This is a genomic window from Streptomyces sp. NPDC017979 (assembly GCF_044328175.1).
Classification (GTDB): Bacteria; Actinomycetota; Actinomycetes; order Streptomycetales; family Streptomycetaceae; genus Streptomyces.
This window is the reverse complement of the sequence record NZ_JBIRGU010000018.1, coordinates 58384-71377: the sequence shown is the minus strand read 5'-3', so window position 1 is coordinate 71377 and position 12994 is coordinate 58384. Positions and strand designations below refer to the sequence as shown.

Annotated in this window: 11 protein-coding genes; 4 read left to right on the top strand and 7 right to left on the bottom strand. The window is 73.6% G+C overall.

Annotated elements, in window-relative coordinates; genetic code table 11:
* Positions 1–6 precede the first annotated feature (6 nt).
* Positions 7–582, bottom strand: a complete 576-nt coding sequence (locus tag ACH4E8_RS32290; protein WP_398455022.1) for a Repetin — start codon at positions 580–582, stop codon at positions 7–9.
* Positions 583–1080: 498 nt separating this feature from the next.
* On the opposite strand from ACH4E8_RS32290, the gene ACH4E8_RS32285 reads away from it, so the two are divergent.
* Positions 1081–2772, top strand: a complete 1692-nt coding sequence (locus ACH4E8_RS32285; RefSeq protein WP_398455020.1) for a flavin monoamine oxidase family protein — start codon at positions 1081–1083, stop codon at positions 2770–2772.
* Here the strand turns inward: ACH4E8_RS32285 and ACH4E8_RS32280 are convergent.
* On the bottom strand, positions 2733–3374 hold the full coding sequence (locus tag ACH4E8_RS32280) for a TetR/AcrR family transcriptional regulator (protein WP_398455018.1): 642 nt from the start codon (positions 3372–3374) through the stop codon (positions 2733–2735). The genes ACH4E8_RS32285 and ACH4E8_RS32280 overlap by 40 nt on opposite strands.
* Positions 3375–3506: 132 nt before the next feature.
* Between ACH4E8_RS32280 and ACH4E8_RS32275 the strand changes: the two genes are divergently transcribed.
* A complete protein-coding gene (locus ACH4E8_RS32275) occupies positions 3507–4253 on the top strand; it encodes an SDR family NAD(P)-dependent oxidoreductase (protein WP_398455017.1) in 747 nt (248 codons plus the stop codon).
* A gap of 9 nt (positions 4254–4262) precedes the next feature.
* On the opposite strand, the gene ACH4E8_RS32270 is transcribed toward ACH4E8_RS32275, so the two are convergent.
* From ACH4E8_RS32270 to ACH4E8_RS32260, 3 genes are all read right to left on the bottom strand, one after another.
* Positions 4263–4964: a DUF5995 family protein gene (locus tag ACH4E8_RS32270; protein ID WP_398455015.1), complete on the bottom strand. Its 702-nt coding sequence runs from the start codon at positions 4962–4964 to the stop codon at positions 4263–4265.
* A gap of 420 nt (positions 4965–5384) precedes the next feature.
* Positions 5385–6791: a uracil-xanthine permease family protein gene (locus tag ACH4E8_RS32265; RefSeq protein WP_398455013.1), complete on the bottom strand. Its 1407-nt coding sequence runs from the start codon at positions 6789–6791 to the stop codon at positions 5385–5387.
* Positions 6792–7040: 249 nt separating this feature from the next.
* A complete protein-coding gene (locus ACH4E8_RS32260) occupies positions 7041–8273 on the bottom strand; it encodes an MFS transporter (RefSeq protein ID WP_398455011.1) in 1233 nt (410 codons plus the stop codon).
* A gap of 170 nt (positions 8274–8443) precedes the next feature.
* Here ACH4E8_RS32260 and ACH4E8_RS32255 point away from each other — a divergent pair, with 170 nt between their 5' ends.
* Positions 8444–9610 (top strand): ROK family transcriptional regulator, encoded by a 1167-nt coding sequence (locus ACH4E8_RS32255; RefSeq protein WP_398455009.1) that lies wholly within the window; start codon positions 8444–8446, stop codon positions 9608–9610.
* A gap of 308 nt (positions 9611–9918) precedes the next feature.
* On the opposite strand, the gene ACH4E8_RS32250 is transcribed toward ACH4E8_RS32255, so the two are convergent.
* The gene (locus tag ACH4E8_RS32250; RefSeq protein ID WP_398455007.1) at positions 9919–11091 is read right to left on the bottom strand and encodes a response regulator; all 1173 of its coding nucleotides are present in this window, start codon (positions 11089–11091) and stop codon (positions 9919–9921) included.
* Positions 11084–11329 (bottom strand): hypothetical protein, encoded by a 246-nt coding sequence (locus ACH4E8_RS32245; protein ID WP_398455005.1) that lies wholly within the window; start codon positions 11327–11329, stop codon positions 11084–11086. Before ACH4E8_RS32245 ends, ACH4E8_RS32250 begins: the two co-directional genes overlap by 8 nt.
* A gap of 378 nt (positions 11330–11707) precedes the next feature.
* On the opposite strand from ACH4E8_RS32245, the gene ACH4E8_RS32240 reads away from it, so the two are divergent.
* On the top strand, positions 11708–12691 hold the full coding sequence (locus ACH4E8_RS32240; RefSeq protein WP_398455003.1) for a D-2-hydroxyacid dehydrogenase family protein: 984 nt from the start codon (positions 11708–11710) through the stop codon (positions 12689–12691).
* Positions 12692–12994 lie beyond the last annotated feature (303 nt).

The window sequence follows — 12994 nt, the reverse complement described above, 5'->3', positions numbered from 1 at the left end:
GTACGGTCAGAACGCGGGGAGCCAGGGCAGCACCCGGAAGTCGCCGGTGCCCGCCTTCACCTTCTCGAACGGCGCGGAGCCCACGCACGCGGGCACGCTCCCCATCGCCACCGGATCGCCCGTCGCGGCCCAGCTGTAGCCGAGCCGGTCCGCGCGGCCGGTGTCGTGGACCGTGATCCCGACCCGCACCCCCTTGAGCCGGGGGACGTCGGTACGGGTGACGGTGCCGCTGACCACGGCCACCTTGCCGCCGGTCACCAGACAGTCCACCTCGGCCTCGGCCCAGCCGCCCCCGACGCTGTCGTAGTGGCTCCACCGGAACGTGCCGGTGGCCTTCAGCGGGTCGTCGTCGTGCCGGGCGGCCAGGTGCGCGTCGAAGGAGAAGGTGACGACGTCGTCCGACGAGCGGAGCAGTTGGGCGCTCCCGGTGAGCGTGGCGGCCTCCCTCGCCGGGCCCGCGCCGTCGGCGGTGGCGCCGGCCGGCAGCGCCGAGCCGGTGCAGAGCAGTGCGGTCGCCCCGATCGCGACGGCCCGCGCGCGGCCGGGCCGCCCGCTGCCGCTTCCGCTGAAGTGACGTTTCACAAACGGTCCTTTCCTCGCTGTCGACGGACCGAGGAACGAGCCCCCTCACGGTGGCGCCGTTCCGCCCCGCCGGGTGGACGACGCCCACTCTCGCGGCGCGGCGCGGGCCGCACATCCTGCCGTGGAACCACCCCCGGTCCGCCATCCGGCCGGGGCGCCCGAACCTCCCGTACGACCCTGGTCGGACCCCGCGGCGACCGCCCCGGGCCCGCCGTGCAACGAATCGCCGGGAAGCCCGGGAACAGCGCAACGAACAGGTCAGAAGCGCGCAACGGTCACGCCTTGTCCGCGCGCGAGCCCGGACCGTACCGTCGTAGGCGTCCGCCGCATCCCCTTCGGGCGACCGCCCGCACACCGCCCGAGGTCAGCCATGTCGCCGTCGTGCACCGCCCTGCTCCGGCGCCGCGGGCTCCCCGGCGCGCCCGGCTGAGCGCCGGCTCCCCGTCACACCCCGCACCACCCGTACCACCGCGTTCGCCCGCAAGGAGCCCGTACCCCATGACGTCCACGGTCCCCACCGCCGTCCAGCACACCGACGCACAGCCGCCGATCACGATGTTCGGGCCGGACTTCCCCTATGCGTACGACGACTTCCTGGCGCACCCGGCCGGGCTCGGGCAGGTGCCGGCGACGGAGCACGGCACCGAGGTGGCCGTGATCGGCGGCGGGCTGTCCGGCGTGATCGCCGCGTACGAGCTGATGAAGATGGGGCTGAAGCCCGTCCTGTACGAGGCCGACCAGATCGGCGGCCGGCTGCGGACCGTCGGCTTCGAGGGCTGCGACTCGGCGCTCAGCGCCGAGATGGGCGCGATGCGCTTCCCGCCGTCGTCGACCGCGCTCCAGCACTACGTCGACCTGGTGGGGCTGACGACCCGGCCGTTCCCCAACCCGCTGGCGCCCGGCACCCCCTCGACCGTGGTCGACCTCAAGGGCGAGAGCCACTACGCCGAGACCATCGCCGACCTGCCGCAGGTGTACCGGGACGTCATGGACGCCTGGAACGCCTGTCTGGAGGAGGGCGCCGACTTCGCCGCCATGAACCGCGCCATGCGCGAGCGCGACGTGCCGAAGATCCGGGAGATCTGGGCGCGGCTGGTGGAGCAGTTGGACAACCAGACGTTCTACGGCTTCCTGTGCGCGTCGGAGGCGTTCCGCTCCTTCCGCCACCGGGAGATCTTCGGCCAGGTCGGCTTCGGCACCGGCGGCTGGGACACCGACTTCCCCAACTCCATCCTGGAGATCCTGCGGGTCGTCTACTCCGAGGCCGACGACCACCACCGCGGCATCGTGGAGGGCAGCCAGCAGCTTCCGCTGCGGCTGTGGGAGCGGGCGCCGGAGAAGATCGTCCACTGGCCGCAGGGCACCTCGCTGGCCTCGCTGCACGAGGGCGGCCACCGGCCGGCGGTGACCCGGCTCAACCGCACCGCGGGCAACGGGATCACCGTCACCGACGCCTCCGGAGACATCCGCACCTACCGGGCCGCGATCTTCACCGCCCAGTCCTGGATGCTGCTCTCCAAGATCGCGTGCGACGACGGGCTCTTCCCGATCGACCACTGGACGGCGATCGAGCGCACCCACTACATGGAGTCCTCCAAGCTCTTCGTCCCGGTCGACCGGCCCTTCTGGCTGGACAAGGACGAGGTGACCGGCCGGGACACCATGTCGATGACGCTGACCGACCGGATGACCCGCGGCACGTACCTGCTGGACGACGGACCGGACCGGCCCGCCGTGATCTGCCTGTCGTACACCTGGTGCGACGACAGCCTCAAGTGGCTGCCGCTGTCCGCGAACGAGCGGATGGAGGTCATGCTGAACTCGCTCGGCGAGATCTATCCGAACGTCGACATCCGCAGCCACATCATCGGCAACCCGGTGACGGTGTCCTGGGAGAACGAGCCGTACTTCATGGGCGCGTTCAAGGCGAACCTGCCCGGCCACTACCGCTACCAGCGCCGGTTGTTCACCCACTTCATGCAGGACCGGCTGCCGGCGGACAAGCGCGGCATCTTCCTCGCGGGCGACGACATCTCCTGGACGGCGGGCTGGGCCGAGGGCGCCGTGCAGACCGCGCTGAACGCGGTGTGGGGCGTGATGCACCACCTCGGCGGCGAGAGCGACGCGGCGAACCCGGGGCCGGGCGACGTCTACGACGACATCGCGCCGGTGGAGCTGCCGGAGGACTGAGCGCCGCAGCCGGTGACCGCCTCCCAGGCCGCGAGGGCGCGCTGCGCGATGCGCTCCACGTCCTCGCGCCGGGCCCCGTCGCGGGCCTGGACGGACATGCCCTGGAGCACGGCGGTGTAGAACTCGGCGATGCCCGCGGTGTCGGCGTCCGGCGGCAGTTCCCCGTCCCGCACGCCCCGGTCCAGCCGCTCCCTCATCTGCTCCACCCCCGACCTGCGCCAGCCGGCGAGGTAGTCGCGCGCGACGTCGTCGCCGGTGTTGGTGGCGGCCAGCACGATCATGCAGCCGGTGGGCCGCTCGCGGTCGGTGTACGCCCGGGCGTTGACGTGCAGCACGGCCGCGACCGCGTCGTACGCCGTGGGCTCGTCGGCCAGCGCCCGGGCGATCGGGGCGCCCTCGGTGGCGGCGTACAGCTCCACGGCCTCCCGGAACAGCTTCTCCTTCGAGCCGAAGGCGGCGTACAGGCTGGGGGAGTTGATCCCCATGGCGGCGGTGAGGTCGCTCATCGACGTCGCCTCGTAGCCGCGCCGCCAGAAGGTCTCCATCGCCCGACCGAGGGCGACCGACCGGTCGAAGCTCCTCGGACGTCCCCGTCCCGCCATGGCGTGCCTCCTCGCCCGCGGCCGGATGCTCGTCCGAGCATTTCTGTACCGCTCGTTAAAAATATACCTTGACGTGCTCGAACGCTTGAGCTTGTATTTCTGTGTCAATCGATACGGAATTGGGGGCGCGAGATGGGCGCACTGTCGGGCAAGGCCGCTTTGGTGACGGGCGGCAGCAGGGGGATCGGGGCGGCGATCGTGCGCAGGCTGGCGCGCGAGGGCGCCGACGTGGCGTTCACCTACGTCTCGGCGTCGAGCGAGCCCAAGGCGAAGGCGCTGGTGGCGGAGGTCGAGGCGCTGGGACGGCGGGCGGTGGCCGTCGAGGCGGACGCGGCGCTCGCGGCGGCGGTCGCCGGGTCCGTGGCGCGCACGGTGGCGGAGTTCGGCCGGCTCGACGTCCTGGTCAACAACGCGGGCATCTTCCCGTACGGGCCCGTCGAGGACGTCACCATCGAGGAGTTGGAGCGGGCTCTGGCGATCCACGCCAAGGCGCCCTTCGTCGCCGTTCAGGCGGCGCTCGAACACCTGCCGCGGGGCGGCCGGATCGTGAACATCGGCACCAACCTGGCGGACCACGTGCCGCGCCCCGGCATGGTGCTGTACACGATGACGAAGTCGGCGCTCACCGGGCTGACCCGGGCGCTCGCCCGGGACCTCGGGCCGCGCGGCATCACGGTCAACGTGGTGCAGCCCGGGCCCACGGACACCGACATGAACCCGGCTGAGGGGCCGGGAGCGGACGAGTTGCGGGGGTACGCGGCGCTCGGGAGCTATCTGTCCGCGGACGACGTGGCCGAGGCCGTGGCGTACTTTGCGGGGCCCGGCGGGCGGCTCGTCACGGGCACGGCCCTGACCGTGGACGCGGGCACCAACGCCTGAGCGCGCGGTTCACCGAGGAGCGGCGACGGGCCAGGGCGTGAGCAGACAGCGCCCGACGAGCCCGACGCCCGTGTCCAGCCGTTCGGTGAACTCTTCGGCCAGCCCGGGGAGTTCCCGCACGCCCCACAGCAGCCGGGCCGCCGACCAGGCCGAGTCCCGGGCCCGGTCCAGGCTCCAGGAACTGATCAGATGGGTCAGCGGATCGGCGACTTCCAGGAGGTCCGGCCCCGGCATCAGGTCCTCCCGGATGCGCTCCTCCATCAACGTGAGCACGTCCCCGACCTGGTCGAACTCGTTCTCCAGGTCCGGGGGTACGCAGTCGAGGGCGTGGCAGGCGTCGACGACGGCGAGCGCCAGGTCGTGCCCGATGTGGGCGTTGATCCCGGCGAGCGCGAACTGCACCTGCCGCACCCCCGGATGGCGCCGCTGGTGGAACAGCGGACGCCAGCAGTCGGGCGGGCGCCGGCCCGACTCGGCCAGCTGCACGGCCGTCAGATAGCGCCGGGCGAAGAGCACGTCGAGGGTGACCGCTGCACGACGGTCGGGGAACTCGCCCGAGTCCAGGCGTCGACCGATCTCCTCGGTGACCGTCAGATAGACGCGGTTGAAGACGGCGACGCCGTCCGCGGCGGGCCAGCGGGCGGCGAGGGCGCGCATCTCGGCGGCCACGTCCGCGACGTCGGGTGCGGTGGGCCGTTGCATCCGGATCATCCGGGCAGCGTCCCAGGCCGCGGGTCCGAACGGGACCCCGCCTCTTGGGACTTCCCCGGAATGGCCTACGCCCCCGGCGTCGCCCATGCCGTGCCCGGCCCCGGCCCCGCGCGGCCCTTCCGGCGGTGCGGTTGCTTCGGCGTGCGCGGTGAGCGGTGGCGTGTGTGGGGGTGTTGCGGTGACGGCGCCCGCGGCCCGGTGGTGGGCTTGTCGCGAAGCCCCGCGCCCGGGCGCTGGGGGTCCCCCTGCCTGCAGGGCACAGGGCGCGGAACTGCGCGACGAGCCACAGACGGCCCGCAGGGACCGATGCTCCTAAGGGCTCCGGCGGCTCTGTCCAAAGGCGCAAAGGAGCGCGTGCCGCGCTGGGGCGGCCCGAGCGCAGCCAAGGGCACCACCGGTGGGCAGCAGCCTCCGGCAGCCCTACGGGCGGGCGTCCTTGCCGTCGGCGTCGCCCGACCCGTTCTCGTCGTAGCTGGAGGTGCCCGCGTCCAGCAGCGGCTCTTCGGACTTCATGTGCGCCGGCGCGAACGCCCGCAGCACGTGGTAGCCGGTGATGACGACGATGGTGCCGAGCGCGATCCCGCCGAGCTCGAAGTCGTCGGTGATCTTCAGGCTGACGCCGCCGACGCCGATGATGATGCCCGCCGCCGCGGGGACCAGGTTCAGCGGATTGCGCAGGTCCACCTTGGCGTTGATCCAGATCTGGGCGCCGAGCAGGCCGATCATCCCGTACAGGATGACGGTGATGCCGCCGAGCACCCCGCCGGGGATCGCGGCCACGACCGCGCCGAACTTGGGGCAGAGGCCGAAGAGCAGCGCGAAGCAGGCCGCGGCCCAGTAGGCGGCGGTGGAGTAGACCCGGGTGGCCGCCATGACGCCGATGTTCTCGGAGTAGGTGGTGTTCGGCGGGCCGCCCACCGCGGTGGAGAGCATGGACGCGGCGCCGTCCGCAGCGATGGCCGTGCCCAGCTTGTCGTCGAGGCGGTCGCCGGTCATCTCGCCCACGGCCTTGACGTGTCCGGCGTTCTCCGCGATCAGCGCGATGACCACCGGCAGGGCGACCAGGATCGCCGACCACTCGAAGGCGGGGGCGTGGAAGGACGGCAGCCCGATCCACTCCGCCTTGCCGACGCCGGAGAGGTCCAGCCGCCAGTGGTCGACCACCTGGCCGCCGACCGGAGAGTTGATCTTGCCGAAGACCCGGTCGAGCACCCAGGAGAGCAGATAGCCGAAGAGCAGCCCGAGGAAGATCGCGATCCGGGAGAAGAAGCCGCGCAGACAGACCACGGCGAGCCCGGTGAACAACATCACCAGCAGGGCGGTCCACTGGTCCTGCGGCCAGTACGTGCTGGCGGTGACCGGTGCGAGGTTGAAGCCGATCAGCATCACGACGGCGCCGGTGACGATCGGCGGCATCGCCGCGTGGATGATCCGCGCACCGAAGCGCTGCACCGCGAGGCCGGAGAGGAAGAGGGCGACGCCGACGACGAAGACCGCGCCGGTGACGGTGGCGCTGTCGCCGCCGCTCGCCCGGATCGCGGCGGCGACGCCCACGAAGGAGAGCGAACAGCCGAGGTAGCTGGGCACCCGTCCGCGGGTGGCCAGCAAGAAGATCATCGTCGCGACGCCGGACATCATGATCGCGAGGTTCGGATCGAGGCCCATGAGGACGGGGGCCACGAAGGACGCCCCGAACATCGCCACCACGTGTTGGGCGCCCAGGCCCGCGGTGCGCGGCCAGGAGAGCCGTTCGTCGGGGCGTACGACGGCGCCCGGAGCGGGGGTCCGCCCGTCGCCGTGCAGGGTCCAGCGCACGCCGAGGTTCACGGGCGGCTCCACTTCTTCACGTCTTCACGGTCGTCTGTAGTGGCGCCGGCCGACGTCGTACGACGTCGGCCTCGGCGCCGGCGCAATCGTAGTGGCATGTTTCAGCCAAAGTTCCCGCGCGGGTTCCGTGCGTGAAGTGCGCCCGCCGGCGCGTCACCGGCGGGCGGGGGAAGGCCCCGGGCGGACGGGGTGGCAGTGGGTCCGCCCGGGGCCGACTGTGGGGTGGGCGCCCACGCGGGCGCCCACCGGTCAGGGGGTGCGCTCGGCGCTGGTGCGGTCGGCCGGGGCGGCGGAGTCCGTCGACGCCGGCGCCGTGCTCGTCCGGCCGGCCGAGCGCAGCACCCCCGCCCCCAGCACCAGCCCCATTGCCAACGCGGTGACCAGCCCGAAGGAGACGACCAGGCTCGTCGCGTCGGCGACCGCGCCGATGGCGGACGGCGCGATCAGACCCGAGGTGTACGTGATGGTGGCGACGCCCGCGATCGCTTGGCTGGGGCGGGGGCCGCTGCGCCCGGCCGCCGCGAAGGCGAGCGGCACGACGACGGCGACGCCGAGGCCCAGGAAGCCGAACCCGGTCAGGGCCACCGCCGGGTGCGGGGCGCTCACCACGAGCAGTCCGCCGAGCGTGGCGAGGACTCCGCCGGTACGGACCGTGCGCACCGGTCCGAAGCGGTCCACGACGCGGTCGCCCGCCAACCGCGCGACCGCCATGGTCAGGGCGAACGCGGTGGTCGAAGCGGCGGCGAGGCCGGGGGACGTGTCCAGCACGTCGCGCAGGTAGACCGCGGACCAGTCCAGGCTCGCGCCCTCGGCGAACACCGCGCAGAACCCGATCGCGCCGATCACCACCGCCGACTTGGGCGGCAGGGCGAACCGCGGCGGCGGCTCCTCGTCGGGGGCGCTGCGCTGGTCGAGTACGAACTGGCAGGCCAGCAGGCCGAGCACGGTGAGGACCGCGGCGGCGAGCAGGTGGTGCACCCGGGCGTCGGTGTCGAGATGGGCCGCGAGGGTGCCGCCGGCCGAGCCGACGAGCGCTCCGGCGCTCCACATGCCGTGCAGCCCCGACATGATCGAACGGTCGAGGCGGTTCTCCAACTCGACGCCGAGCGCGTTCATCACCACGTCCGACATGCCGGAGGTCGCGCCGTACACGAAGAGCGCGGCGCACAGGCCCAGCAGATTGGGCGCGAGGGACGGCAGGATCAGGGACAGGGTCCACAGGGCGAGCGTCACGCGCAGCGCGGTGCGGGCGCCGAGGCGGTGACTGACCGCGCCGGCCAGCGGCATCGCGAGCGAGGCGCCGATCGCGGGGAAGGCGAGCGCCAGGCCGAGTTGGCCCGCACTGACGTCGGCGTGGTCCTGGATCCAGGGGATCCGGGTGGCGAAGCTGCCGGTCACGGCGCCGTGCACGCAGAAGACCGCGGCCAGCGCGAACCGGACCCGCCGCAACTTCTGTGGACCTTCGACCTTCACGTCCCCCATGCCCTACCCCTCCCGTTGGCGGCTGCCAGCCACGGCCTGTCCCCGGCTGTCCTGGCGTAAACTATCAGGAACCTTGCCTGATAGTTAGTTCAAGCGCCAGTCGTTTTCTCGTCCGCGCTCCACAGCGCCCCTCGCCAGGGCGAGGGGCGTCGATCTGGAAGGATTCCGGCATGGCCGCATCCCCGAGCACCGCCCGGGTCATCAACGACCGACTCGCCCTTCGCCTCCTCCAGGACGAAGGACCGCTGACGGCCGGGCAGTTGAAGTCCCTGACGGGGCTCTCCCGACCCACCATCGCCGACCTGGTCGAGCGGCTCCAGGTGTCCGGGCTGATCGGCGTCGTCGGCGAGGCGGGCGCCCAGCGCCGCGGGCCCAACGCGCGGGTGTACGGGATCGTCGCCGACCGCGCCCACCTCGCCGCGCTCGACGTGCGCACCCAGGGCGTCTCGCTCGTCGTCGCCGACCTGCTCGGCCACACCCTCGCCGAGGCGGCCCTCCCGATCGACGCCGGCACCGGCGCCGGGCCCGCGGTCGACGCCGCGGTCGCCCTGCTGGAGCGGACCGCGGCCGACGCTGGCGCGTTCCGGCTGCACACCGTCGCCATCGGGATGCCCGGGCTGATCGACCCCGGCACCGGCGAACTGCGGAACTCGAACCTGTCCGGCTGGCACGGCAGCCTGGTCACCGCCCTCCAGGACCGGCTGTCCGCGCGGATCGTGCTGGAGAACGAGACCAACCTCGCCGCGGTGGCCGAACAGCGGGCCGGGGCCGCCCGCGACCGCGACACCTTCGCCTTCCTCTGGCTCGGCGTCGGCGTGGGCGCCGGCCTCTTCCTCGACGGGCGACTGCGCCGGGGGGCTTCGGGCGGTGCCGGCGAGATCGGGTTCCTGCCCGTGCCGGGGACCGGCGGGCTGCCGTCCAGGGCCGACTGCGCCGGCGGCTTCCACACCCTCGCCGGTTCGGCGGCGATCTGCGCCCTCGCGGAGGAGCACGGGCTCAAGGTCGGCGAGGCGCCGGCGCCCGCGGCGGCGGCCGTGGTCGCGGAGGCGGTGGCCGCGGGCGAGGACGGCTTCCTCGACGCCCTCGCCGGCCGGGTCGCCGTGGGCGCGGCGGCGGTGGTCTCGGTGCTGGACCCCGGCTGCGTGGTGCTCGGCGGCGAGGTCGGGCTGGCGGGCGGCCCGGAGCTGGCGTCCCGGGTCGCCGCCCGGCTGGTCGGCCTCAATCCGCTGTCCACCGAGGTCCGCCCCGGCGAACTCGGCGGCTCGGCGGTCGTCCACGGCGCCCTGCTCACCGCACGCGACCGGGCACAGGACCAACTCTTCGCCCCCGGAGCGTAGGCCCCGCCTGCGGTGCGCGGGCCTGGGCCCTCGCGCCCGCGGTGGTGCCCCCTGCCGTGCGGGCACGCCGCTGTGCCCCTTGACGCGGCCGCCGGTCCCCTGCGGGAGCGTTGGTCTCCACCGGCCGGAAGTGATCAACGTGCCCGCGGGCGTACGGTCTAGGGGCGCTGGGGTCCCCCAGGCCCTCTGAGGCCGAGGGGACGGAACTGCGCGAACAGCCACCCGCCGGGCCGCGGAGACCGACACTCCCGCAGGGGAACGGCGCGGGGCCCCGTGGTCGCAGCAGCACCGGGAGGCGTTGCGTACCGTCAGCGCCCGACGCCGCGTGCCGCCGCGCGGCGTTCCAGGTGGATGCCGGTGAAGAAGGCGACCTTGGCCCGTAGCACCCAGGGGTCGAAGGGCTTGCCGATGTAGTCCACCGCGCCCGCCGCGTACCCGCGGGCCGAGTGCTCGGGGTCCGCGCCCATCGCGGTGAGGAAGATGATCGGCACGTTCGAGTTCCGGCTGCGCCGCTTGATGTGCGCCGCCGTCTCGTAACCGTCCATCAGCGGCATCTGCACATCCAGGATGATCACCGCGAAATCGTCGTGGTCCAGCAGCGCCTTGAGCGCCTCGCGCCCGGACGCCACCGCCACCAGCTCCTGGTCGAGCGTCGACAGCACCGCCGTCATGGCCAGGAGGTTGTCCGGCTGGTCGTCCACCACCAGCACCTTCGGCAGGGGGCGGTCCTCGGGCGTCGGAGCGGCGCACGGCGCCGGCTCCACCGTCACCGGGGACTCCACCGTCACCGCGGGAGCCACCGCCGCGGCCGGCGCCGCCGTTGGCGCCGCCACCCCCTCCACCGCCTCCAACTGCCGCTCCAGCAGCCCGCAGCGCTCCTCCGCCCGGTCGCGCTGGCGCCGGGTCGCCGCCAACTCCTCGCTGAGCCGGCCCACCTCGCCGCGGAGTTCGTCGCGCTCCCGCAGCAGGTCCGACGCCTCGGGAGCCGCAGCCGCCAACCGGTCCGCCCGCTCCCGTTCGACGCTCCACTCCGCCTCCAACTGCCGCAGCCGCACCTCCAGGTCCGCGATCCGGTGCTTCCTGGCGAGCAGCGCCTCCCCGAGCACGTCACCCCGTACGGCCTGGCGCCGCGAGACCCGGTCCGCGTCGGCCAACTGCCGCTCCAGCACCTCCACGGCGTGCCGGGGCGACCCCGCGGTCGCCACCGCCGCGCGGTGCAGCGTCCGCACCAGCTCGATGGCGTCGGGGGTGGCCGCGACGCCCCGGTGCTCCGCGAGATCGGTGAACAGGTCCAGCACCACCTCCCACGGCGGTACGCGGGTGCCGCTGAGGTAGCGCGAGAAGGTCCCGGCGTCCCGGACGCGGCGCACCGCGTACCGCCGCACCGACACCTCCAGGCCCAGGAACAGCCGGCGCAGCGCCATCGCCAGTTCCCGGGACTCCTTGCTCAGGTCGTCCGCGAGCGGACGCAGTTCAGCCACGCCCCTCACCGCCCTCCGGCCGGCTCGAAGGGCGCACGGGCGGCGCCGGCACCGACTCTTCAGCGGCCACCAGCCCGTTGAAGAACGGCACCGCGACCCCGGCCGCGGCCAGCCCGCACAGCACGCTGCGCGCGGTGCCCTCGCCCGCGAGCGCCGCGAGCACCCCGGCTCCCACCCCCGCGAGGACGGCCAGTAACAGCACCAGAGCGGACCTGGGCGACAGAAGCGGTCGTTCCATCGCGTCCCTCCTTCGTCTCGCCCGACCGGACACCGGTGGGGACGCCACGTCCTCCCGGCGGTCGCGGGAGGGCGAGCCCAGCATGGAGTGCCGGGGGCGCGTTGCGCCCGGCGATCGGCGAACCGGCAACGTTGGCATCCGCCGAGCATGGCCCAACCGCCCGGGCCGCGGCCCGTCCTCCCAGGTCACGGCCGTGCGACGGCCCGCGGGGCGCGCCACGGGCGCCCGCCGTTGCCAGGCAACGCCACCCCGTTGCGGAAACGGCCGCACCCAACGCCGGGGTACGCTCCCCGCCATCGAACGGCCGTCGAGCGGCCGTCGCACGGTCATCGAACGGCGATGGAGCAGCCGTGCGCGGCGCGGGGGAGCGTGGGACGCATGAGTGGTACGGCAACCGTGAGGACGAGGCTGCGCTGCGCCGTGCTCGACGACTACCAGGGGATCGCGGGCTCGCTCGCCGACTGGTCGAGGATCGCCGACCGGGTCGACACCCGCTTCATCGGCGAGCACCTGGGCTCCCACGACGACGTCGTCCGGGCGGTGGGGGAGTGCGAGATCGTCGTGGTGATGCGCGAACGCACCCCCTTCCCGGCCGAGTTGCTCGACCGACTGCCCCGGCTGCGGCTGCTGGTCACCTCCGGCATGCGCAACGCCGCCATCGACCTCAAGGCGGCCGCCGCCCGCGGCGTCACGGTCTGCGGCACGGCCAGCAACTCCGCCCCGCCCGCCGAGCTGACCTGGGCGCTGATCCTCGGCCTCGCCCGCCACGTCGCGGTCGAGAACGCGGCCCTGCGCTCCGGCGGCCCCTGGCAGCAGACCCTCGGCACCGATCTGCACGGCCGACGGCTGGGCCTGCTCGGACTCGGCAAGATCGGCACCCAGGTGGCCCGGGTGGGTGCCGCGTTCGGCATGGAGGTGACGGCGTGGAGCCAGCACCTCGACCCCCGGCGCGCCGCCGCGCAGGGCGTGGCCGCCGCGGCGTCCAAGGAGGAGTTGTTGGAGGGCAGCGACGTCGTCTCCGTGCACCTCGTGCTCGGCGACCGCACCCGCGGGCTGATCGGCGAGCCCGAACTGCGCCGGATGCGGCCCACCGCCCTGCTCGTCAACACCTCCCGCGCCGCGATCGTCGACCAGTCGGCGCTGCTGCGGGCGCTGCACGAGGGCTGGATCGCCGGCGCCGGCGCGGACGTCTTCGAAACGGAACCCCTGCCGGCCGACGATCCGCTGCGCACGGCGCCCCGCTTCCTCGCCCTGCCGCACCTGGGGTACGTGACCCGGCGCAACTACGAGGGCTACTACCGGGAAGCGGTCGAGGACATCGAAGCGCACCTGGCGGGCGCTCCGGTCCGACTGCTGGGCTGAGGTCCGGTGCGCCGGTCCGCCCGGCCGGGGGATACCGCGGGTACGCGCTGGGCACCGCGGGCGTCCCGGGCGCCGTCGCCGTGCGCACCGCGCCGGCGCCGCAGCGGCACCACGAGAAGAACGCCCGGCGGCGGCAAGGGCCGGGACTCCACCGCCGGGCGTCCGCACCCCGCGCGCGAGCGGAGTGCGCCCGAGACTAAAAGGACTAGACCATTGCGTCAATAGGGCGGCGGACAAGCCCAGTTGAACGGCCGCCTCGACCTCGATCCGGAATCAATCACCGAGCCCCTGTGAGTCACCCCA